The organism is Alloalcanivorax xenomutans, from assembly GCF_900217905.1.
Lineage (GTDB): Bacteria > Pseudomonadota > Gammaproteobacteria > Pseudomonadales > Alcanivoracaceae > Alloalcanivorax > Alloalcanivorax xenomutans.
Genome location: NZ_OBMO01000001.1, coordinates 340,086 through 359,252, shown reverse-complemented (window position 1 = coordinate 359,252; position 19,167 = coordinate 340,086). Strand labels below are relative to the sequence as shown.

Here is a 19,167-nt window from a genome sequence, read left to right as displayed (position 1 = left end):
GCTGTTTCATGGGCTCGCCCTCGCTGTCGTTGACATGTTTAGAATGCCACCGTGGCGCCTAGACGCCTCGGCGAGGGCGAGTCCATCCGATTACAGCGGCTTTGTGGCCATTTCTGAATTCACGTTCCCAAGACCAGTTTGAAGGAGAATCTCTGATGGGATGCGGGACCACGCCGGGACTGCTGCCGGTGGCCGAGGCCCTGGCCACGTACCGGCGCGTGTTGACCCCGCTGCCGGCCCGGGAGCAACCGGTCGAGGCGGCCTTGGGGCAGGTATTGGCGGCCCCGGCGCGGGCGGCGGTGGACCTGCCGCTGTTCGATCAGAGCGCGGTGGACGGCTATGCGGCACGCAGCGTCGATCTGGCCATGGCCACGCAGGATAGTCCGGTGCGCTTGACCCTCAGTGGCGACATTCCCGCCGGTCAAAGCACGGAAACAGCGTTGGCGCCGGGTTGCGCCATGCGCATTCTGACCGGCGCGCCGGTGCCGCCGGGGGCCGATACCATCGTGAGACAGGAGTGGGTGGTCCGCGAGGAAGGTGCCATCCGGGTCGATCGCGTGGTGGCGCCGGAGACGGACCTGCGTCGCCGGGGTGAGGAGTTGCAAAGCGGCACGGAATTGGCGGCCGCTGGCACGCGGCTGGATGCCGGCCGTCTGGCGGCGCTGGCCATGGCCGGGGTGGCCGATGTGAACACGCATCCGAAAGCGCGGGTGACGGTGCTGGTGACCGGGGACGAGGTCAAACCCGTGGGCGAGCGGCTGAGGCCCGGACAAATCTATGACGCCAACGGGCCGCTGGTGCGTGGCTGGCTGGCGCAGCGCGGGCAGCCGCTGGTGCGCTGCCTGGCGGTGGCGGATCGTTTCGAGGACGTTTGCCAGGCGTTGGAGCAGGCGCTGGCGGAGTCGGACGTGGTTATCACCACCGGCGGCGTGTCTGTGGGTGACCGGGATTATTTACCGGAAGCGGCGCAACGGCTGGGTGTGGCCAGGCACTTCTGGAAGCTGGCGCAAAAGCCGGGCAAGCCGCTGTGGTTCGGGACCCGGGAAGGCACCGCGCTGATCGGGTTGCCGGGCAATCCGGCGGCGGTGCTGGTGGGGCTGACGGTGCACGTGGCGGAAGTGCTGCGGGTACTGGAAGGCGATCCGGCGGGGCCGCCCTGGGGCCATGCCCGCTTACTCGAAGACGCGCGTCCGGACGATCGCCGCGATCAGTGGCTGCGTATGCGGTTGCAAACCGACCCCCTCACCGGTGCCACGGCACTGGCGCCGTTACCGCGCCAGGCGTCGCATATGCTGTCCAACCTGATGGCCGCCGATGTGCTGGCCTGGGTGCCGGCTGGTGATGACGCCTGGCGCGCGGGCTCGGTGGTGCGCTGGCTGCCGTTGCGGTGATTCGGGTGACTGGAAAGATGAATTCAGAGCTTGCCACGAAGCCGCTGTGGGAAGCTTGCTTGCAAGCGAGTGGACAAAGGCCCGGAGGCATTCGCGGCCAAGGCCGCTTCCCACAGCGGCTTCTTAGGCCGGTCTGTGGGAAGCGGTCTTCTAGCGTTTCCCCGCCAGCGTAATCCCCTTGAGAATCGACAGCGCCTGGGACAGCGGGTAATCGCGGCTGGCCAGCGGTTCCTCATCCGGCTCCGCATCCGGCCCGCTCTCTCCATTCTGGTTCATCAGATGATGGGGCAGGTCCGCTTCCCGTGGCAGATGCTCCTTGAGCAGCTTGACGCTGGCCACTTCCACCTTGATATCCGGGACGATGCCTTCCGCCTGGATCGAGCGCCCTTCGGGGGTGTAATAACGGGCCGTGGTCAGCTTCAGCGCGCTATCACCGCTGATCGGCAGTACCGTTTGCACCGAGCCTTTGCCGAAGGTGCGATTGCCGACGATCACGGCGCGCCCCTGATCCTGCAGGGCGCCGGCAACGATTTCCGAAGCGGAGGCGGAACCGCCGTTCACCAGTACCACCAGAGGCAGACCTTGCAGCCGGTCGCCGGCGTGGGCGCGGTAGTCGTTGCGGCTGGCTTCGTCGCGGCCCTGGGTATAGACGATCAGACCGCTGTTCAGGAACAGATCGGCCACTTGCACGGCGCCGTCCAGGACGCCGCCGGGATTGTTGCGCAGGTCCAGGATCAGGCCTTTGAGTGTGCCTTCCCCCTGCAATTTCTCCAGCGCCTTGCCGGTTTCCATGCCGGTGTTGTTCTGGAACTGGGAGATACGGATGTAGCCGTAACCTGGCTCCAGGGTGTCCTGTCTTACGCTCTGTACTTTGATGCGGTCCCGCTCCAGCACCACGGTGCGCGGCTGTTCCTCGCCTTCGCTGAGGATCGACAGGGAAACCTTGGAACCGCGTTCCCCGCGCATTTTCTCCACCGCCTCTTCCAGGCTCAGGCCCTTGACGAAGGTGTCGTCGATTTTCAGGATCAGATCGCCGGCGCGGATGCCGGCGCGGGCGGCGGGGGAATCATCGATGGGGGTGACGACCTTGACGAAGCCGTCTTCCATGGTCACTTCCAGGCCCAGACCGCCGAACTCACCGGTGGTGGTGGTCTGCAGATCCTCGAACTGATCCGGAGTCAGATAGGCGGAGTGCGGATCCAGTTCATAGAGCATGCCGCGAATGGCGGCATTGAGCAGTTCCTTCTCGTCCACTTCCTCGATGTAGGCGCCGCGCACCCGTTCCAGCACCTCGGCGAAGGCCCGCAACTGGGTCACTGGAACGCCGGCTTCACGGGCCTGATCATCCAGGGACTCGGAGGTAGTGGCGGCGTGCAGAGTGGGAACGAAAACAGTAAGAGCGAGCAAAGTGGAGCGCAGAACAGCGTGAGGCAGTTTCAACATGAGGCTCTAATCCTGGCGTCAGTTGGCGCGGGTGATCAGTTGTTACGGCGATCAGTTGTTACGAGCAATGGGCGGCAGTGTAACACGGCGGTCGCACCAGCGCGCCGGGTTCACCGCCTTGCCGCGGTGGCGGATTTCAAAGTACAGAGCGCTGCGGCTATTGCCGCCGGAACGGCCCGCCAGGGACAGCACATCGCCGGTGGCGACCTGGTCACCGACCTGGCGCAGCAGGCTTTGATTGTAGCCGTAGAGCGTCAGGTAACCGTCGCCATGATCGAGAATGATGAGCAGACCGAAACCGCGCAGCCAGTCGGCGAACACCACCCGCCCGGGGTGCACGGCCTGTACCGGGGTGCCTTCGTCCACGCCCAGAATGACCCCGGTCCAGCGCAGTTCGCCTTCCCGGCGGCTGTTGTAGCTGGTTAGTAGGGGGCCGCGCACCGGCCAGGGCAGACCGCCCGCCAGTTTGCCGAAGGGAGTTCCGCCGCTGGCGGCCGGCCGGCTCGGGCCGCTTGGAGCGCTCTCTCGCGCTGCCTGTTCGGCGGCCTGGCGCATTTGCTCCAGCAGACGTTCCAGGCGCTGCTGATCCGCTCGCAGACTGTTCAACTGGCCACCGCGGTTCTCCAGCGACTGGCCAAGGGCGGCCAACGCCTTCTCCCGTTCACGGCCGGCGGCTTCCAGCTCCTGGCGATGCCGGGCCAGGGCGGTGCGCCGGTCCAGCAGGTTGGCGCGGGCATCGGCCACTTCCCGGGCCACCTGGCGGAGATCGACCAGCTCACCTTCCAGGTTGACCAGGCGGTCACGCCGCGCACGCTGGAAGTATTCCTGGTAGCGTAGCAGCCGGGCCACCCGTTCCGGGTCTTCCTGGTTGAGCAGCAGCTTGATGCGCTCCTCCCGGCCGGCCTGGTAGCTGGCCCGCACGGTGCGGGCCAGCCAAGACAACTGAACCTTTTTCTCCGCCGCCAGTTCGGCCTGGCGCTGTTCGGTCTCGGCCAGGCGTTGTTCCGCGTCCTGGACCTCCCGGTCCAGATGGCGCTGTTCACGACCCAGGGTACCGATGCGTTTTTCGGTATCGCGCAGCTTCGCCTGCAGGTCGTCGCGGCGCTCCAGGTCCTGATTCTGAGCCGAGGTCAGCTCGCGGATGCGCTCCTTCAGGGCTTCCAGTTGCTCGGGGGACGGGTCGTCCGCCCGGGCCACCAGGCTCAACAGCAGGAGCAGGGGAAAAAGACGTCTCATGGCAGCGGGTTTTACCGTAACCGGCCCCCGATGTGTATACTTGGCGCCGATTTTACCTCGGCAGGAACGCAACCATGGATCGTTTGATCGAGTTTGCCAGCAACCATTACCTTCTGGTCTCCGCCTTCTTTCTGTTGTGGGCTGTTTTCTTCACCATTGAGTCCCGGCGTGGGGGCAAGCCCATCAGTCCGCAGTTGGCCACCAATCTGATCAACCAGCAAAACGGTGTGATCATCGACTTGCGTGACGGTGAGGAGTTCCGCGCCGGCCATATCGCTGGTAGTGTCAATATCCCCGCCGGGCAGGTCATGGATCAGCTTTCGCAGCTACAGGCCTATAAGGACCGACCGGTGATTCTGGCCTGCAAAATGGGCAATCAGTCGTCACACCTGGGGCGTCAGTTGCGCGGCAAGGGGATTCCCAACCTTTACCGCATCCAGGGCGGCATCAACGCCTGGCGCAATGATAACCTGCCGGTGGTGAAGGCCTGATGGCCGGGGTGACACTATGACCGAGGTGACAATGTACACCACCTCGTGGTGTCCTTTCTGCCGGCGGGCCAAAAGTTTGTTGGTGTCGAAGGCGGCGCGGCTTCATGAAATCGACGTGGATCGTGTTGCCGGAGGGCGCCAGGAGATGATGGAGCGCAGCGGCCGGCGTACCGTGCCGCAAATCTGGATCGGGCCGCACCATGTGGGGGGCTGCGATGAACTTTTCGCCCTGGAACGGGCGGGCAAGCTGGATGCCTTGCTTGCCGGATAACACGGGTCGCCGGGGGCGGCCTTGCAAACCATGGAGATAATGATGGCGGATCAACAGGAAAAAGTATTCCAACTGCAGCGCGTGTACCTGAAGGACGCTTCCTTCGAGTGCCCGGGCGCGCCCGAGATTTTCCTGCAGGAGTGGAAGCCGAAGGTCAATGTTCAGTTGAACAACAATGCCCGCCGGCTTGGTGACTCCAACGAGTACGAAGTGGAAGTGACGGTGACCGTGACCGCCAAGGATGAGGGTGAAGAGAAAACCTTTTACCTGGTGGAAGTGAAACAGGCCGGCATCTTTACCCTGGTCGGCATTGAAGGCGAGGAGCGCAACCAGCTGCTTGGCGCCTATTGCCCCAATCTGCTGTTCCCTTACGTGCGCGAAGTGGTATCGGACCTGGTATCCAAGGCGTCTTTCCCGCAGATGGTGTTGCAGCCGTTGAACTTCGACGCTCTGTATCAGCAACAGCGTCAACAGCAAACGGAAGGCAACGAAAGCGTGACGGTTCAGTAAAGACGGCGCCGGCGGATGACGTCGCGGCTGTTCTGCTCATTCTTACACCGCGCCCGGATATCCCAGTTGGCGCCAGGCCTCGTAGAGCGTTATCGCGACCGCGTTGCTCAGGTTGAGACTGCGGCTGTCGGCCACCATCGGCAGCCGCAGCCGTTGCTCCGGCGTCAGCCGGCCCAGAACCTCCGGGGGCAAGCCCCGTGTTTCCGGTCCGAACAGCAGCACGTCGCCGTCCTCGAACCGGGTATCGCTGGGGGCGGTGTGGCCCTTGGTGGTCAGGGCGAACAGGCGGGCCCCGTTCATGGCGGCCAGGAAGGCCTCGAAATCCGGGTGCACGGTTACCCTTGCCCATTCCGAATAGTCCAGCCCCGCGCGCCGCAGGCGCTTCTCATCCAGACTGAAACCAAGCGGCTCGATCAGGTGCAGCCCGGCGCCGGTATTGGCGGCGAGGCGAATAATGTTGCCGGTGTTCGGCGGAATCTCCGGTTGGTAGAGAGCAATATGCAGCATGGTAAAGGAGGGCGGCGGGGCGCCGCCCGTTAGCCATCCGCTAACCGGAAGGGTGGGGAAAGGCGATCCGGATGGCCCTGAAGTCGCTTATTTCGAGTTCAGTTTATCGACCCACTGGTCAATTTGCTTTTCCGCCTCTTCCTTGGCGATACCGTATTTTGCCTGGATCTTGCCCAGCAGTACATCACGCTTACCCTTGGCCTCCTCGATGTCGTCGTCGGTGAGTTTGCCCCAATGTTCCCGGACATTGCCTTTCAGTTCCTTCCAGCGACCTTCGATGGTGTTCCAGTTCATCTTGTCTCTCCTGAGATAAGGTTGTGGTGAAGGGGGAATAGCGGAGAACCAGCTGCCCTGCGGCAACGGCTCTTTGACTATGACCGGTTGACGATGACGGTTGGAGGAAAACTCTGTAAAAGCTGGGAAGGGCTGGAGGGAAATGCGCGACGGGCAGGGTCGCCCGTCGCGCTGTCCGGGGCATCAGAGCTTCACGCCGAGCTCTTCCAATGTACGCATGGTCAACTGACCGGAAGGCAGATTATTGTCCTTCTGGTAGGCGATGACGGCGGCCCGGGTGCGGCTGCCATAAACACCATCCACCCAGGTCGGATCATAGCCTTCGTCCTTGAGGGCCTGTTGCAGGCGGCGGATCACGTCCGGAGTGGTGTTGGTTTCGCACAGGATTTCACGCCATTCCATGTCGGCGTCGGTGACCTTCACCTGCTTCGGAACATCCCGGTATTGGGCCGGAATCACCTGTTTGTGGGTTTGCGGCGGTGCCACCTGCTTGACCACTTCGATGGTCTTGTATTCGGCGGGGATGGTGACTTCCTCCACTCGTTCGGGCCGCACCAGCTCCTTGCGCTGGACGGTTTTGTATTCCGCCGGCACTTCCACCAGACACATGATCTCGCCGGTGGCCTGATCGATTCTCTCGATCGGACCGCGCCCTTTTTTCCAGGTGGTGTAGGCGGGGCGGACCAGAACCTGCTCGGAGACCGTGCGATACTCCGCCGGTTTGGTGATCAGCTTGGTGGTGGCTTCCCGCACCAGAACCCGTTCCTGGACGGTTTCGTAACGCGCGGGCGTGGTGGTGAGTTTGGTGTCTTCCGCCGACACCATGACCCTTTCCATTTCCGTCTTGTAGGTTTCCGGGATCACCACCCGGGCGTAGCAGTGCCCCGGCTTGGCGTTCGGCGGCAGCAGATCGGGGGATTGAGAAGCGGGGGCGGGTTGCTCATTACCCAATTGGGCACGCAGTTGCTGGTTTTCCTGCTCCAGTTGGCGCAGGCGCTGGTTGTCGGCGCTGCTGTCCATGGTAGTGGTTTGCTGGCTGGCACAGCCGGTGGCCAGAATGGCGGCGGTAAGCGGCAAAAGTAAAAGCGAGGGTTTCATCGTATCGTCCCTTAATTCCTCCATGTGGAATTAAAGACATTAGGAGGATTCTTTTGCCGTCGATATCCATGCGGGCGCTTTTTTACAGAACGTTCACCAAAAGCCTAAAAACCGGCCTGTTTTGGTGCATATGACAGCAAAACTAATTGCTTAAAATCGACGCCGCCCCTGAAACGGGGCGGCGTTTATAGGGCGGGATTTTAACGGCTGGCGCGTTTGCGCTCGGTTTCGGTGAGCAGTTTCTTGCGCAGGCGCAGATGGTTCGGCGTTACTTCCACCAGTTCATCGTCCTCGATGAAGTCCAGGGCCTGTTCCAGGCTGAAGCGCACCGGCGGGGTGAGAATCACGTTCTCGTCGGTGCCGGAAGCGCGCATGTTGGTGAGCTGCTTGCCCTTGGTGGGGTTCACCACCAGGTCATTGCCCCGGCTGTGGATGCCGATCAACTGGCCTTCATAGACTTCCACGTTGGGGTCGATCAGCATGCGGCCGCGCTCCTGCAGATTGAACAGGGCGAACGCCAGCACCTTGCCCTTGACCATGGAGACCAGCACGCCATTGTTGCGCTGAGCCATGTCGCCGGGTTTGTATTCGCCGTAATGGCTGAAAGTGCTGTTAAGGATGCCAGTGCCGGAAGTCAGTGTCAGGAACAGACTGCGGAAGCCGATCAGGCCGCGGCTGGGCACGACGAAGGTCAGGCGTACACGGCCTTTGCCATCGGGCTCCATGTTGGTCATCTCGGCGCGGCGCAGGCCCAGGTGCTCCATGATCGCGCCCTGGTGCTGTTCTTCCACATCGGCCATTACATTCTCGTAAGGCTCCTGCTTCTGGCCGTCCACTTCGCGCACGATCACTTGCGGGCGGCCCACCGCCAGCTCGAAGCCCTCGCGGCGCATGTTCTCGATCAGTACCGACAGGTGCAGTTCACCACGGCCGGAGACACGGAACTGGTCGGCGCTGCCGGTTTCTTCCACGCGCAGGGCCACGTTGTGCTTGAGCTCCGCTTCCAGACGCTCACGGATCTGGCGGCTGGTGACGAATTTGCCGTCCTGGCCGGCGAACGGCGAGGTGTTGACGTGGAACACCATGCTCACGGTGGGCTCGTCCACGGTCAGTGGCGGCAGGGCCTCGACATTGTTCGGGTCGCACAGCGTGTCGGAAATATCCAGCGGGTCCATACCGGTGACACAGACGATATCGCCGGCGCCAGCTTCGCTGACATCCACTCGATCCAGGCCGTGATGACCCATGATCTGCAGTATCCGGCCGTTACGCACCTTACCGTCGCGGTCAACGATCTTCACCTGCGTGTTGGCCTTTACCTGGCCACGCTTGATGCGGCCGATACCGATCACGCCCAGGTAGCTGTTGTAGTCCAATGAGGAAATCTGCATCTGGAACGGGCCGTCGGCATCCACTTCCGGCGCCGGTACCCGGTCGATGATGGTCTGGAACAGCGGGGTCATGTCTTCCGCCATCTGGTCCGGCTCCAGGCCGGCGATGCCGTTCAGGGCGGAGGCGTACACCACCGGGAAGTCCAGTTGCTCGTCGCTGGCGCCGAGATTGTCGAACAGGTCGAACACCTGATCCATGACCCAGTCCGGGCGGGCGCCGGGGCGGTCGATCTTGTTGATCACCACGATCGGCTTGAGCCCGGCGGCGAACGCCTTCTGGGTGACGAAGCGGGTCTGCGGCATGGGGCCGTCCACCGCGTCCACCAGCAGCAGCACCGAGTCCACCATCGACATCACGCGTTCCACCTCGCCGCCGAAGTCGGCGTGGCCGGGGGTGTCGACGATATTGATACGGTAGTCGCCGTATTTAAGGGCGGTGTTCTTGGAGAGGATGGTGATACCCCGTTCCTTCTCCAGGTCGTTGGAGTCCATTACCCGCTCGACGTCGCCGGCGCGGTCTCCCAGTGTGCCGGACTGTTGCAACAGCTTGTCCACCAGGGTGGTCTTGCCGTGGTCAACGTGGGCGATGATGGCGATATTGCGCAGACGTTCAATCACGAAACAGGCTCCGAAGCGAGTAATAAGGCCGTGGCGGGGCCGCGGCGGGAGCGCATTGTACAGCCCCCTTGGCTACCGAAGCCACCGTCTTGTCGGCCCCGCGGCTAGCCGCCGGTGATAGTGGGCGGCGCCCGCGGGCTATGAGAGAATGCGACCCGGTTCACGATTTTGCGGTTGTTGCTTCAAGGCACTGTGCATTCGCCTAGAATGGCGCAACCAAACGGGGTCGTACCGGTCATACACTGCCCGTCGATGACGATCCGTTTCGAGCCTCCCTGGCTCCCGAGGCTGCCCGGATTGGCATATCAGCCTGCCCGTGGCGGCGTTTCTCCAATGCGATTCCGGGTACGTGCGGTCCCGGACAAGGAAGGTATTCGTTATATGCGGTTTGGGTGTGCGTGCGGCATAGGGTATGGACTGGCGATAGCGGTCTGTCTGGCCCTGCCCATGAAGGCCGTCGCCGACGGCGAGGACCCTGGAAAGATCATTCTGGGCCTCAGCGAAGAGGTCATGATCGAGGAACTGGGTGTCGCGTTGCCCGCTAAACTGGACACAGGAGCCCAGTCCGCGTCGCTCAGTGCCCGGCAAATCCGGACGTTCAAGCGGGATGGGCAGGATTGGGTATCCTTTGATCTGTGGGTGGTCCCGGAGCAGCGCGAGAAAATCGGGCTGGAGCAGGATCAATGGCGCACCCTTGAATTGCCACTATCCAAACATGTGCGTATCAAACGCCGTGCCGAAAACCAGATTGATGGGGCGCCGGGCTACAGCCGTCGTCCGGTGGTGGAACTGACGCTGTGCGTCCGTGACCGGGCCCGGCAGGTGGACGTCAATCTGACCGATCGCAGTGACTTCCGGTTCCCGCTGCTGGTGGGATCCGAGGCGCTGGTTTCGCTGGGGGCTCTGGTTGACCCGGCACAGTCCATGAGCGGGGGTGCGCCATCCTGCTCCAAGGAAGAAACCGTCGGCTTGGCGGCCGAAGAAACCGAATAAGGCTGGAACATGGGTTCTGTGAAACTGCACGCGCGGCTGCTGGCCGTGGCATTGTTGGTTCTGGGCATAGGCAGCATGGCCTACCAGATTCTGATTCAGAAAGTGCCGCTTACCGAAAGTGAAACCGATCCGGTCTGGGTAGTGGATGCTCAGGTCCAGTTCCAGGCCAGGGGAAACCACCCGGTGAAGGTGCGGATGTTCGTGCCGCCACTGGACAGCGGCTTCACCACCCTGAATGAAAGCTTCATCTCCAATAACTATGGCGTCAACGTCAGCCGTGAGGGCGGCAATCGGGTGGTGACCTGGTCCAGCCGCCGGGTGGAGGGCCAGCAGAGTCTGTATTACCGGCTGCTGATCACTCCCCGTTTCGCCGAGCCCGGCGGCCAGGCGAAGGAACCCGGGCCGCAATTCCGTCCCAGCCCGACACTGTCCGGGCCGGAAAAAGTGGCCGCCGACGCTTTGCTGGCGCCAATTCGTCAGCATTCCGCGGATATCGAAACCTTCATCAGCGAGACCATCAAAAGGGTCAACAGCCGCGACGACAACGATAATGTCCGATTGTTGCTGGGCGGGAACATGACGCCGGAGAACCGGGCCCGGGTGGTGGACCTGCTGCTGGCGGTGGCGCACATCCCGGCGGAACCGGTATACACCCTGCGTCTGTCCGAGGTGCAGAATCAGCAGCCGGAGCTATGGCTGCGCTCCTATAACGGCAACGCCTGGTTGTACTTCAACCCCAATACCGGTCAGCAAGGGCTGCCAGAGGACCGTCTGGTGTGGTGGAGCGGGCAGGCGCCCCTGTACAACCTGGATGGTGGCCGCAACGCGGAGGTCAAATTCAGCGTTCACCAGAATGAGATGAGTGCTCTGCAACTGGCGCAGACACTGAGTTCCCAGGACGTTTCCAGCTTTATCGATTTCTCGCTCTATGATTTGCCGCTACCGGTACAACAGCTTCACCGGATCCTGATCATGATTCCGGTGGGGGTGCTGCTGGTGCTGTTGATGCGCAGTCTGATCGGCGTGGAGACCCTCGGTACCTTCACACCGGTGCTGATCGCCCTGGCGTTCCGCGAGACCCAGGTGGTGTGGGGAGTGATTCTGTTCACCTTCATCACCACCATCGGCCTGTCGTTACGATCGTATCTGGAACATCTCAAGTTGCAGTTGATGGCGCGATTGTCGGTGGTGCTGACCTTCGTGGTGATCATGATCGGCCTGATCAGTTTGTTCAGCTACAAGCTGGGTCTGGAAGTGGGGCTGTCGGTGGCGCTGTTCCCGATGGTGATCCTGACCATGGTGATCGAGCGGATGTCCATTGTCTGGGAAGAGCGGGGCGGACCGCAGTCCATGAAAGTCGCCATTGGCACCTTGGTGGTGGCGATTCTCTGTCATTTGCTGATGGTGTGGAGTCCGCTGGTCTATCTGGTCTTCACCTTCCCGGGCATTCTTCTGGTACTGGCCGCGTTCATGGTGTTCATGGGCCATTACCGGGGCTACCGGCTCACTGAACTGGTCCGCTTCCGGGCTATGACCGAAGAGGGGCGCTGAATGTTCGGGGTGAAGACCTGGCGTGCCCTGCGGCGTCGCGGCGTGATGGGCATCAACCAGCGTAACGGTGATTATGTGCTGCGTTACAATGATCGCCGCTTGTACCCGCTGGTGGACGACAAGATCCGCACCAAGAAACTGGCGCTGGACGCCGGTATCCGGGCGCCGGATATGTACGGCATCATCGAGACCGAACAGGGCATCGGCAAGGTGGCGGAGATCGTGGAAACCCATGGGGATTTTGTCATCAAGCCCTCCCAGGGGGCGGGCGGTGACGGCATCATGGTCATCTCCGATCGCTTCGAGGGCTACTACCGCACGGTCTCCGGCCGCATGGTCAGCCCCGAGGAGATGGAGTTTCACATTTCCGGGATCATTTCCGGCATCTATTCCCTGGGCGGTCATCGTGATCGCGCGCTGATTGAATACCGGGTCCGCTCCACTGACCTGTTCGACCGCATCAGTATCGGTGGGGTGCCGGATGTGCGCATCATCGTGCTCAAGGGCTATCCGGTGTTCGCCATGCTGCGTCTGCCCACCCGGCAGTCCGATGGCAAGGCCAACCTGCACCAGGGGGCCATCGGCGTGGGCGTGGACATCGCCACCGGGGTGACTCTGGCTGGCACCTGGCACAACCTGAAAATCGACCGCCATCCCGATACCGCGCATCCGGTGGCGGGCGTCACCATCCCGGATTGGGAGGAGTGTCTGGCGCTGGCGGCGCGCTGCTATGACCTGACCGGGCTGGGGTATCTCGGCGTGGACCTGGTGCTGGACAAACACAAGGGGCCGATGATGCTGGAACTGAACGCCCGTCCCGGTCTGAATATCCAGATTGCCAATGACGATGGACTGTTGCGCCGCTGCGGTATCGTTGAGCGCCATTTGGAACAGCGCGGCAAGGATGATGGCGAGGAGCCGGCGGAGCAGAGGGTATTGTTCGCTAAACGTCACTTCGCGGTGGCGACCCCCGAGCCGCAGGATATCGCCACGGAATAACCGTCTCCGCGAAGTCACTCCCGTGGAGGCCTGGAGTGGGCCGACATTGACGGTGGCCATCAACATTAAGCTTTGATTAAGTTTTTGTGTCTAGGCTTGTCAGGATTTACACTCCTGGCGAGCCTGGTTGATGACACAAAGATCCCGTCCCTCCCTTTCGTCCGCACCCTGGCGGCGCTTCTTTTTAGTCAATTACTTGCTTGTTTTGCTTGTCTGCCTGTATGTGGCGAGGCAGGCGCTACTGCAGCCTGGTAGCGTCTGGAGCCTGTTCTTCCTGCTTGTGGCGTTGGTGGGCTACGCCTTTGTGTTCCTGCTGCCGCCTCTGATTTTGTCGATGTTGGCGCGCCTGTTCGGCCGTTGGCCGGGGTACGGCGTGGCGGTAACCGGCAGTGCTCTGATGTTGCTGCTGTTGCTGGTGGACGGCCAGATCCATGATCTCTATGGCTTCCACCTCAACGGCTTCGTCTGGAACCTGTTGACCACGCCGGGGGGATTCACCTCCATGGGCGGCGGTCCGGACGCGGTGTTCTCCTTTGTATTGTTCGCACTGGCCCTGGTGGTGTTCGAAGCCGGCTTGTTGTTCTGGAGCCTTCGCAAACCGGTTCCTCGTTTGCGTTGGGGCTGGATGGTCACGGCATTGCTGTTATGTATGGTGGGGGAACGGGCGGCTTATGGTACCGCGCATTTTCTGGCTTATCGTCCGGTCCTCAACGCTTCCCATGCGGTGCCGTTCTACCAGCCGACCACGTTCCGCGGTGCCGCCATGGCTTTGGGGTTCGAGCCGGTGCGGACCCGCGATAAGCTGGACGTGGCCGACCAGGGCCGACTGCATTACCCGCGGCAAGCCCTCCGGGTGGCCGCGGATGCGCCTTCCCCCAATATCATGGTGCTGGTGGCGGAATCCCTGCGCTGGGATATGCTGACGCCGGAAATCATGCCCAATCTGTGGCGCTTCGCCGAGGAGCGGGGTATCCGCTTCACCGATCATTACAGCGGGGGTAATGGCACCCGCATGGGCATTTTCTCCCTGTTTTATGGCTTGCCGGGTAATTACTGGTTCGCTTTTCTGGATGCGCGTCAGCCGCCGGTTCTGATGAGTGAGATGCAGCGCCGGGGTTACCGGATGGGCCTTTACACCAGTGCGCGGTTCAGTTACCCGGAATTCGATAAAACGGTCTTCGCCGATGTCCCCGAGTCCCTTTTGCACAGCGACGAAGAAGGACCCGGCTGGCAGCGGGACCGCCGCAACGTGGACCGCATGCTGTCGTTTCTGGATCAACGGGACGCGGCGAAACCGTTCTTTGGCTTTCTGTTTTTCGAGTCCCCTCACGCGCGCTATTACTTCCCCGAGGAAAGCGTGATCCGGCCGGATTATCTGAAGAACTTCAACTACGCCACCATGGACCTGGAACAGGACATCGGCGGTATTTTTAACCGCTATGTGAACGCCTCTCATCACCAGGACCAGCAACTGGGCAGGCTGTTGGATGGCATGGCCGAACGCAACCTGCTGGACAACACCATCCTGGTAATCACCGGCGATCACGGTGAGGAGTTCATGGAGAACGGCCGCTGGGGACACAATTCCGAGTTTCATAATCAGCAAGTCCACGTTCCACTGGTACTGGCCGGCCCGGGCATCGCGCCGGCGGTGATGGACAAGCCCACCAGCCATTTGGATCTGGCTCCGACGTTGTTGAGCCGCCTGGGGGTGGAGAACGAACCGCGCGATTATGCCGTGGGCGTGCCGCTGGACCAGGTGCCTGATGATCGCTATCGCCTGGCGGCGAGCTGGGATGCGGTGGCGTATCTCGGCCCGGAATACAAGGTGGCGATGCCGGTGCGCGCCGGCGGTCTGTTCGAAATGGCGGTCAGCCGTGCCGACGATACCCCGGTGAAGGATGAGGATGCGGTGATGGCCCGGCTTCAGAGCCGGCTGGTGGAGGTGCTGGGGGATATGTCCCGGTTTTTTTCGGGCGGTCGTTGAGGCGCCAGCGCGGATAGTGTTACCCGGGTCGGGTTTGCTATACTCCGTCGCCCACTTTTTGACCGGCACGCGAGCCGCCCTATGACCGAGTCAGCCCCTCAAACGCTGCAACGACGCGCCATCGCCCTGGTTTCCGGCGGCCTGGACTCCATGCTGGCGGTGAAAGTCATGCAGGAACAAGGCATCCACGTCGAAGGGGTGAATTTCTTCACCGGCTTCTGTGTGGAAGGCCATACTCACGCCATCCGTAAAAAGGACCAGGACAAAAACAAGCGCAACAACGCGCTTTGGGTCGCCGAGCAGCTGGGTATCAAGCTGCATATCGTGGATATTTCGGAAGAGTACAAGGACGTGGTGCTCAATCCGAAACACGGCTATGGCGCCAATCTGAACCCCTGCCTGGACTGCAAGATTTTCATGGTCAACAAGGCCACCCTGATGCTGAACAAAGCTCGGGAACTGGCTGGCGAGAAGGGGTTCGATTTCATCATCACCGGTGAGGTGGTGGGGCAGCGTCCCAAGAGTCAGCGCAAGGAAACCATGCCGATCATCAGCCGCGAATCCGGCGCCGATGATCGCCTGTTGCGCCCGCTCAGCGCCAAGAACCTGCCGGAGACCCTGCCGGAACGGGAAGGCTGGGTGGATCGCAGCCGATTGCACGACTTCTCCGGCCGCAACCGTAAGCCGCAAATGGCGCTGGCCAAACGTTTTGGCCTGGATGACTTCGCCCAGCCCGCCGGCGGCTGTTGCTTCCTTACCGATGAGTCCTATTCGCGCAAGCTGGCGGATCTTTGGCAGGCTCGTAACGAACGGCGTTACGAGCTGGACGACATCATGCTGCTGAAGGTGGGGCGGCATATCCGCCCGGCGCCGCACTACAAGCTGATCATCAGCCGCGAGGAAGGGGAGAACCGCTTCCTGGAAGGCTATCGATATCAGTTCACCAGCATCACGACGTCGAGCTGCCCCGGTCCGCTGGCTCTGATCGACGGCACGTTGGCGTCCGACGACGAGTTGCGCCAGGCAGCCGCCATCGTCGCCCGTTATTCCAAAGGGCGAACCGATGACGAGGTGGTGGTGGAAGTGCGCGATCCCAGCGGCGTGGCCCGTCAGTTGCCGGTCCGGCCGGCGACGCCGGATCAGGTCGCGCCGGAATGGATGGTATAACCATGAGCCATCACGAACTGGACGCCCGCCGGTTGCTGTGCCCGATGCCGGTGATCAAAACCCAGAATCAAGTGAACACACTCCGGCAAGGCGATACCCTGACGGTGATCTGTACCGACCCGGGGGCGCTCAACGACATTCCCGCCTGGTGCCGGATCAATGGACATGCGGTGCTGGAAACCCGGGAAGAGGGCCACGAGGTGAGGGTGACGCTCGAAGTTGGAGAACCCTCAATTGCACTATAATGGTGCGTTTTTATTGAGAGTGCACGGCATTGGTGCTTTCCTGCCCGAGTGTACCGGCCGATTTCGGGGCGTTGCGGCCCGGATGCGCTAAAAAAGGGCTGGCACGTAATTTGCTCTCCTATTGGCATGCGGGGCCGAGTGCCCGAGAATAGCGGCTTCGAGTGGTCGGCCCGCCGATACCACTGAATGCCAGACACATACCCGTTCCAGGAGGACGTTCTACAATGTCTGAAAAGACGCTGAAGCTGATCAAAGATAACGACGTGAAGTGGGTCGATCTGCGTTTTACCGATAGCCGGGGTAAGGAGCAGCATGTCACCATCCCGAGTTCGGAAGTGGACGAAGACTTCTTCCAGGACGGCAAGATGTTCGATGGTTCTTCCATCGCTGGCTGGAAAGGTATCAACGAGTCCGACATGATCATGATGCCGGACGACAGTTCCGCGGTGATCGATCCGTTCACCGACGTTACCACCCTGAACCTGCGTTGCACCATCGTCGAGCCCTCCACCATGCAGGGCTACGAGCGCGATCCCCGCTCCGTGGCTCAGCGCGCCGAGGAATACCTGAAGTCCACCGGCATCGCCGACAGCGCCCTGTTTGGTCCGGAGCCGGAATTCTTCGTGTTTGATTCCGTACAGTGGAAGTCCGACATGTCCGGCGCCATGTACAACATCTACTCCGAAGAAGCGGCCTGGGTGTCCGCCGATGAGTTCGAGAAGAACAACATCGGCCACCGTCCGGGTGTGAAAGGCGGCTACTTCCCGGTACCGCCGGTGGATTCCCTGCACGACCTGCGCGCCGCCATGTGCGCCGCCATGGAGCAGATGGGCCTGGAAATCGAAGTGCACCACCACGAAGTGGGCACCGCCGGCCAGTGCGAAATCGGTGTTGGCGCCAACACCCTGACCGCCAAGGCCGACGAAGTTCAGATCCTGAAGTACTGCGTTCACAACGTGGCTCATGCTTATGGCAAGACCGCCACCTTCATGCCCAAGCCGCTGATCGGTGACAACGGTTCCGGTATGCACGTGCACGTGTCCCTGGCCAAGGACGGCAAGAACCTGTTTGCCGGCGACAGCTACGCGGGACTGTCCGAGGAAGCCCTGTACTTCATCGGCGGTATCATCAAGCACGCTCGCGCCATCAATGCCTTCACCAACGGTTCCACCAACTCCTACAAGCGTCTGGTGCCCGGTTTCGAAGCGCCGGTAATGCTGGCGTACTCCGCCCGCAACCGTTCCGCTTCCATCCGGATTCCGTGGGTGAACAGCCCGAAAGCCCGTCGTATCGAGGCGCGCTTCCCGGATCCGTCCGCCAACCCGTACCTGTGTTTCGCGGCGCTGCTGATGGCCGGCCTGGACGGCATCAAGAACAAGATGCACCCGGGCGACGCCATGGACAAGGATCTGTACGATCTGCCGGCCGAGGAAGCCAAGGGCATCCCGACCGTGGCTCACACCCTGACCATGGCTCTGGATTGCCTGGAAGCGGACTACGAGTTCCTGATGGCGGGCGACGTGTTCACCAAGGACATGCTGGACGGCTACATCCAGCTCAAGCGTGAAGAGATCGAACGTCTGAACATGACCCCGCACCCGGTCGAGTTCGACATGTACTACAGCTGCTAAGAATCCCAAGTTCCCGGCAGTTGCGAGGCCCCGCTCCGGCGGGGCTTTTTTATGGTTCATGGCGGCATAACGGGAGTCGGTGTTGCCCTCCATCATGGACAGCGGAGCCGCGTTACGCCTTTACGGGAACGCCGTGAATACGTCCATGTAGGCTTCCGGTCGAACGTCCCTGTTCGACAGGATCCCGCAAAGGCGTAACGCGGCTCCGCTTCGAGGTAGTCGGCAAGCAGAGATGTCCTTTCGACCGCGACCAAATCACCACACAGGGTTGGAGGGTATTCTCTCCCTTCTCTCGAAAGGTTCATCGGTGTTCGGGCCCGGAACGCGGCAGTTCACTCGAAGCGGGTCTACACGGAGGCCTTCCGGGACCCTGTTTGACAGGGACGTCAAACCGGGAGCTTACAGGGATGTATGTACGGCGATCCCGGAAGGCCTCCGTGTAGACTCGCCTCCCCGGTGGAGCCGCCACCACGATGACCCGTTTTAATGGGGCGCCAGCCAAGGCGGGGCCCATAGTGTGCCCCAGACCCTTTTCTCCCCGTTCCGGTGCGGTCAGAATCAAAGTTGTGTCTCTTGGGGGGAGGAGGACCACATGAAAACCACAACCGTTCTACTGATCGCTCTGCTGGGTATCTGTGCCGCGGTCTCCGCGCGGGCCGACGATGTGCCGGAAAACCGGGGCACGACGATCTTTCGTAGTGTTGACGAGCACGGCAACGTGACATTCACCGACGCGCCGCCAGAGGGCCGCGATGCCGAGGCGGTGCGTATTGGTCCCACCAATACCGTGCCGGGGCCGCAACGGGGCCGGCCCCCGGCCGAGCCGCCGGCGGCGTCGCAGCCGGTTTTCGAGGGCTACCAGCGTCTGGCGATTGTTTCCCCGCGGTCAAATGCCACCGTGCGGAATCCGGAGGGGGCGATCAGTGTGGAGGTGGCGCTGGAGCCGTCCTTGCAGGCCGGGCACCGGCTGGAGATTCTGGATAATGGCGAGCCCTTGTCCGGAACCGCGCTGCGGGATCCGGAACGGGGCAGCCATGTACTGGTGGCGCGTGTGCTGGATCAGCAAGGCAAGGAGCTTAAGCGCTCCTCCGCGGTCACCGTGCATGTGCATCGCACCAGCCGGTTGCAAAGTGGCCAGGCGCCCGCGCCCAGTGGAAGGGCCGGGATCGGGCAGGCTGCCCAGCGAGGGGGCGCCGCCAGTCCGGGCTCTGGCAGCACCCGTGGAAGCGGCGCGAAGACCGGTTCATCGGCCTCCGTGGGGCAGCCGGCCACTCGCGCCCAAGCGGTTAAGCCCGATTCCTGACCCCTTTTCCCCTTCTTGCACCAAAGTGGTGCTCCCTTCAT

Annotated in this window: 18 protein-coding genes; 12 read left to right on the top strand and 6 right to left on the bottom strand. The window is 61.9% G+C overall.

The window, feature by feature from the left end:
- Window positions 1–155: 155 nt before the first annotated feature.
- A complete protein-coding gene (locus CRO06_RS01635) occupies window positions 156–1,391 on the top strand; it encodes a molybdopterin molybdotransferase MoeA (protein ID WP_022997145.1) in 1,236 nt (411 codons plus the stop codon).
- A 150-nt stretch (window positions 1,392–1,541) separates the two neighbouring features.
- On the opposite strand, the gene CRO06_RS01630 is transcribed toward CRO06_RS01635, so the two are convergent.
- Window positions 1,542–2,834 (bottom strand): S41 family peptidase, encoded by a 1,293-nt coding sequence (locus CRO06_RS01630; protein ID WP_097057571.1) that lies wholly within the window; start codon window positions 2,832–2,834, stop codon window positions 1,542–1,544.
- 51 nt (window positions 2,835–2,885) lie between these two features.
- Window positions 2,886–4,070 (bottom strand): murein hydrolase activator EnvC family protein, encoded by a 1,185-nt coding sequence (locus CRO06_RS01625; RefSeq protein WP_022997147.1) that lies wholly within the window; start codon window positions 4,068–4,070, stop codon window positions 2,886–2,888.
- A gap of 74 nt (window positions 4,071–4,144) precedes the next feature.
- On the opposite strand from CRO06_RS01625, the gene CRO06_RS01620 reads away from it, so the two are divergent.
- From CRO06_RS01620 to secB, 3 genes are read left to right on the top strand one after another with little or no spacing between them, the layout of a single operon-like run.
- A complete protein-coding gene (locus tag CRO06_RS01620; protein WP_022997148.1) occupies window positions 4,145–4,561 on the top strand; it encodes a rhodanese-like domain-containing protein in 417 nt (138 codons plus the stop codon).
- Between the two features lie 16 nt (window positions 4,562–4,577).
- Window positions 4,578–4,832, top strand: coding sequence for a glutaredoxin 3 (gene grxC / locus CRO06_RS01615; protein ID WP_022997149.1), 255 nt, complete (start codon window positions 4,578–4,580; stop codon window positions 4,830–4,832).
- A 42-nt stretch (window positions 4,833–4,874) separates the two neighbouring features.
- Complete coding sequence (gene secB / locus CRO06_RS01610; RefSeq protein WP_022997150.1) at window positions 4,875–5,342, top strand: protein-export chaperone SecB; 468 nt, start codon at window positions 4,875–4,877, stop codon at window positions 5,340–5,342.
- A 42-nt stretch (window positions 5,343–5,384) separates the two neighbouring features.
- On the opposite strand, the gene trmL is transcribed toward secB, so the two are convergent.
- From trmL to typA, 4 genes are all read right to left on the bottom strand, one after another.
- Window positions 5,385–5,849 (bottom strand): tRNA (uridine(34)/cytosine(34)/5-carboxymethylaminomethyluridine(34)-2'-O)-methyltransferase TrmL, encoded by a 465-nt coding sequence (trmL, locus tag CRO06_RS01605; RefSeq protein WP_022997151.1) that lies wholly within the window; start codon window positions 5,847–5,849, stop codon window positions 5,385–5,387.
- Between the two features lie 87 nt (window positions 5,850–5,936).
- Window positions 5,937–6,143 (bottom strand): CsbD family protein, encoded by a 207-nt coding sequence (locus tag CRO06_RS01600; protein WP_022997152.1) that lies wholly within the window; start codon window positions 6,141–6,143, stop codon window positions 5,937–5,939.
- 183 nt (window positions 6,144–6,326) lie between these two features.
- Window positions 6,327–7,241, bottom strand: coding sequence for a peptidoglycan-binding domain-containing protein (locus CRO06_RS01595; protein WP_026948520.1), 915 nt, complete (start codon window positions 7,239–7,241; stop codon window positions 6,327–6,329).
- Between the two features lie 200 nt (window positions 7,242–7,441).
- Complete coding sequence (gene typA, locus CRO06_RS01590; protein ID WP_097057570.1) at window positions 7,442–9,250, bottom strand: translational GTPase TypA; 1,809 nt, start codon at window positions 9,248–9,250, stop codon at window positions 7,442–7,444.
- Window positions 9,251–9,697: 447 nt separating this feature from the next.
- Here typA and CRO06_RS01585 point away from each other — a divergent pair, with 447 nt between their 5' ends.
- From CRO06_RS01585 to CRO06_RS01550, 8 genes are all read left to right on the top strand, one after another.
- Window positions 9,698–10,243 (top strand): ATP-dependent zinc protease family protein, encoded by a 546-nt coding sequence (locus CRO06_RS01585; protein ID WP_244902751.1) that lies wholly within the window; start codon window positions 9,698–9,700, stop codon window positions 10,241–10,243.
- A 9-nt stretch (window positions 10,244–10,252) separates the two neighbouring features.
- The gene (locus tag CRO06_RS01580; protein ID WP_022997155.1) at window positions 10,253–11,794 is read left to right on the top strand and encodes an inactive transglutaminase family protein; all 1,542 of its coding nucleotides are present in this window, start codon (window positions 10,253–10,255) and stop codon (window positions 11,792–11,794) included.
- Window positions 11,795–12,793, top strand: coding sequence for an alpha-L-glutamate ligase-like protein (locus tag CRO06_RS01575; RefSeq protein WP_022997156.1), 999 nt, complete (start codon window positions 11,795–11,797; stop codon window positions 12,791–12,793).
- 130 nt (window positions 12,794–12,923) lie between these two features.
- Window positions 12,924–14,780: a sulfatase-like hydrolase/transferase gene (locus tag CRO06_RS01570; RefSeq protein WP_097057569.1), complete on the top strand. Its 1,857-nt coding sequence runs from the start codon at window positions 12,924–12,926 to the stop codon at window positions 14,778–14,780.
- Between the two features lie 81 nt (window positions 14,781–14,861).
- A complete protein-coding gene (locus CRO06_RS01565) occupies window positions 14,862–15,947 on the top strand; it encodes a tRNA (5-methylaminomethyl-2-thiouridylate)-methyltransferase (protein ID WP_080530376.1) in 1,086 nt (361 codons plus the stop codon).
- A gap of 2 nt (window positions 15,948–15,949) precedes the next feature.
- On the top strand, window positions 15,950–16,192 hold the full coding sequence (locus tag CRO06_RS01560; RefSeq protein WP_022997159.1) for a sulfurtransferase TusA family protein: 243 nt from the start codon (window positions 15,950–15,952) through the stop codon (window positions 16,190–16,192).
- 224 nt (window positions 16,193–16,416) lie between these two features.
- A complete protein-coding gene (glnA, locus tag CRO06_RS01555; RefSeq protein WP_022997160.1) occupies window positions 16,417–17,823 on the top strand; it encodes a glutamate--ammonia ligase in 1,407 nt (468 codons plus the stop codon).
- Window positions 17,824–18,415: 592 nt separating this feature from the next.
- On the top strand, window positions 18,416–19,126 hold the full coding sequence (locus CRO06_RS01550; RefSeq protein WP_097057568.1) for a DUF4124 domain-containing protein: 711 nt from the start codon (window positions 18,416–18,418) through the stop codon (window positions 19,124–19,126).
- Window positions 19,127–19,167: the final 41 nt, after the last annotated feature.

Bases quoted from the DNA above. Each gene is read 5' to 3' on its own strand.
- CRO06_RS01635 (WP_022997145.1), top strand. From the start codon at position 156: ATGGGATGCGGGACCACGCCGGGACTGCTGCCGGTGGCCGAGGCCCTG.
- CRO06_RS01630 (WP_097057571.1), bottom strand. From the start codon at position 2,834: ATGTTGAAACTGCCTCACGCTGTTCTGCGCTCCACTTTGCTCGCTCTT.
- CRO06_RS01625 (WP_022997147.1), bottom strand. From the start codon at position 4,070: ATGAGACGTCTTTTTCCCCTGCTCCTGCTGTTGAGCCTGGTGGCCCGG.
- CRO06_RS01620 (WP_022997148.1), top strand. From the start codon at position 4,145: ATGGATCGTTTGATCGAGTTTGCCAGCAACCATTACCTTCTGGTCTCC.
- grxC (WP_022997149.1), top strand. From the start codon at position 4,578: ATGACCGAGGTGACAATGTACACCACCTCGTGGTGTCCTTTCTGCCGG.
- secB (WP_022997150.1), top strand. From the start codon at position 4,875: ATGGCGGATCAACAGGAAAAAGTATTCCAACTGCAGCGCGTGTACCTG.
- trmL (WP_022997151.1), bottom strand. From the start codon at position 5,849: ATGCTGCATATTGCTCTCTACCAACCGGAGATTCCGCCGAACACCGGC.
- CRO06_RS01600 (WP_022997152.1), bottom strand. From the start codon at position 6,143: ATGAACTGGAACACCATCGAAGGTCGCTGGAAGGAACTGAAAGGCAAT.
- CRO06_RS01595 (WP_026948520.1), bottom strand. From the start codon at position 7,241: ATGAAACCCTCGCTTTTACTTTTGCCGCTTACCGCCGCCATTCTGGCC.
- CRO06_RS01585 (WP_244902751.1), top strand. From the start codon at position 9,698: ATGAAGGCCGTCGCCGACGGCGAGGACCCTGGAAAGATCATTCTGGGC.
- CRO06_RS01580 (WP_022997155.1), top strand. From the start codon at position 10,253: ATGGGTTCTGTGAAACTGCACGCGCGGCTGCTGGCCGTGGCATTGTTG.
- CRO06_RS01575 (WP_022997156.1), top strand. From the start codon at position 11,795: ATGTTCGGGGTGAAGACCTGGCGTGCCCTGCGGCGTCGCGGCGTGATG.
- CRO06_RS01570 (WP_097057569.1), top strand. From the start codon at position 12,924: ATGACACAAAGATCCCGTCCCTCCCTTTCGTCCGCACCCTGGCGGCGC.
- CRO06_RS01565 (WP_080530376.1), top strand. From the start codon at position 14,862: ATGACCGAGTCAGCCCCTCAAACGCTGCAACGACGCGCCATCGCCCTG.
- CRO06_RS01560 (WP_022997159.1), top strand. From the start codon at position 15,950: ATGAGCCATCACGAACTGGACGCCCGCCGGTTGCTGTGCCCGATGCCG.
- glnA (WP_022997160.1), top strand. From the start codon at position 16,417: ATGTCTGAAAAGACGCTGAAGCTGATCAAAGATAACGACGTGAAGTGG.
- CRO06_RS01550 (WP_097057568.1), top strand. From the start codon at position 18,416: ATGAAAACCACAACCGTTCTACTGATCGCTCTGCTGGGTATCTGTGCC.